Below are 2,345 nucleotides of genomic sequence, written 5' to 3'. Positions count from 1 at the left end.
GAGTTATTCACAAGCTTATGATGATGATATAGATCGCGAGTTAGAAAAAGCACTTGATATTCAATTGGGTAAATATCAAAACAGGAAAAAATGCAAAAAATAAAAAATACGTATTGACTTTAAAGGCAGGTTTGTTTAAAAGGATTGGCAAGTGCTTAAAAACCACGAAATCACAAGCGGATAAACCACGAAAAGGTTTCTCCCATTTCTTAAAATACTGACTGTCTTTTGTGCTTGTTAAAGCGTATAATGATTTATGTCGGGTGTAGCTATACTATACAATACCCTTCGCGAGGGAAAAGTATAGCGGCGGACTTGTGACCGTGTTTTTAGCACCCGGCGCCCTTATGGGGTTATCAATTAAAAACTTAATAATCACAAGGAAAACAAGCATGACTGCTACAGTTAAAAAATTACAAGATACCATTTCCTCTTATATTCAACATCATAATGATAACACCACGCTTCAAAAGGAAAATCTTGAAAAGAAATACGAATTCACAGGTGAGACAATAGAGGTTGGCTTTAATACACTTCACAGAATTAGAGCTTTAAGAGATTTTGGTGATGTCAAAAAAGGTGATTTAGGGGGGTATATAAGTAGTGAATACAATTTATCACATGATGGCAATTGCTGGGTTGGAGGTAAAGCTAAAGTTTATAGCAATGCACGCGTCTACGATAATGCCGTTGTAAGTGGTTATGCCCATGTGAACAATGTTGCTTGCATTTATGAAAATGCACGGGTCTATGGCAAGGCTGTTGTAGCCGGTAATATTTATGGCAATGCAGAGGTCTATGGCTTTGCACGCATTTATCCTGATGCTCATATTTTTGAAAATGCGCGCGTTCATTATTACGCTTGTGTCTTTAATGATACACAAATTTATGGCAATGCGAAAATCTCTGGATACGCTTGTATTTTTGCAAATGTAAAGATTTTTCGCAATGCGGTCATTAAAGGTGACACTTGGGTTCGCAATAATATTGAAGTCTGTAGCAAAGAAATTGTCTATAACGATCAGTCATTAAAAGAAGCTGCTTAATTGAACGCGCGGGCGTTGCGGGGGCGCCTCTCTTTAAAAGATTTCCATTCACAATTTAACGAATATTAGATTAGGGAGCAACCTATGACCACTACAAATGTATCTAAAAAATATGAAATTACAAATGAAACAAAACAAGTTTACGATGCAGAGACTCATCAACCGAAGCATTTTTATCGCATTCGTGCTTTAAGGGATTTCGATGATGTAAAGGCGGGGGATTTAGGTGGTTTTATTGAAAAGGAAAGCAATCTCTCTCATGATGGCAATTGTTGGGTGTATGATGATGCTATAGTTGCATATGATGCTATTGTGAGTGAAAATGCAAAGGTACGTGATGAAGCCGCTGTTGCTCAAAATGCTAAAGTTTATGGGAATGCTATAGTTCGTAATAAAGCAAAGGTTTATGGTCGTGATACCCAAGTTTATGGCAATGCGCAGATTTTTGATAATGCTAGTGTTAGTGGTACTATGTGGTTTCGTGGCAAGGGGTGGGTTTATGGCAAGTGCGTGGTTAGTGATAATGCCAAGGTTTATGGGAATGCAAAAATTTGTGGTCAAGTTTGTGACAATGCCGTGGTTTATGGAAAAGCCTTTATTTCTATAGAAGCAAAAATTTATGACAATGCCAAGGTTTGGCATAGTGCTTATGTGAGTGGCTTTGTTTATGGGAATGCTAAAGTATCAGGGTCTTCTTGTGTATACGAGGGTTCTCATATTTATGATAATGCTAGGGTTTATGGCAAAGCGCTTGTTTACAAAGATGTCAAGATTTATGGCAACGCTCGTGTTTATGAGAATGCTCGTATTTATGAAAAAGTAGAAATTTATGATGACGCGTGTGTTTCTAATAGATCTATTATTGCAGAGGGCGTAAAAATTTATGGTAATGCCGTTATTAATGGCAAGCAAAGGATTTGTAATGATGTTAATGTTAGTGAAGAAACTTTAGAAAAAACAGCATAAATAAGGGGTTGGGGGTCTGGTCTTAAACAGAAAAAAGAAAGCCGTGTCCTTAATGAACGCGGCTTTTTACACAATACACAATATTTAATCAATATCAAATTTATATTACACATTTTGTGTATAAACGCAAGCATGATTAAGAAAAAACCGTATCAAAATGAAATGATACGGCTTTGAATCTAGAGAAATATGAAAAACTAACTAACAATAAAGGAGGTATCACTTTAGTGACACGGTTCTAAATTACATATTTTATGTATAAACGCAATACAATTTTTATCAAATTGCTCTTAAAGTAAATGATGCTTTCTTTTAATAGCGACGTTATTCTAA

Annotated in this window: 2 protein-coding genes; both read left to right on the top strand. The window is 35.9% G+C overall.

Features of this window, described 5'->3' with window-relative positions:
* The first annotated feature begins 392 nt into the window (after nucleotides 1-392).
* Nucleotides 393-1,046, top strand: a complete 654-nt coding sequence (locus tag K3248_RS08490) for an LbetaH domain-containing protein (RefSeq protein WP_246588443.1) — start codon at nucleotides 393-395, stop codon at nucleotides 1,044-1,046.
* 84 nt (nucleotides 1,047-1,130) lie between these two features.
* A complete protein-coding gene (locus K3248_RS08485; RefSeq protein ID WP_220717893.1) occupies nucleotides 1,131-2,012 on the top strand; it encodes a hypothetical protein in 882 nt (293 codons plus the stop codon).
* The last annotated feature ends 333 nt before the right edge of the window (nucleotides 2,013-2,345 follow it).

It is taken from the genome of Bartonella raoultii (assembly GCF_019659805.1).
GTDB classification, from domain to species: Bacteria; Pseudomonadota; Alphaproteobacteria; order Rhizobiales; family Rhizobiaceae; genus Bartonella; species Bartonella raoultii.
Note: the sequence above shows the minus strand (reverse complement) of the source record. Positions and strands in the feature narration are given on the sequence as shown.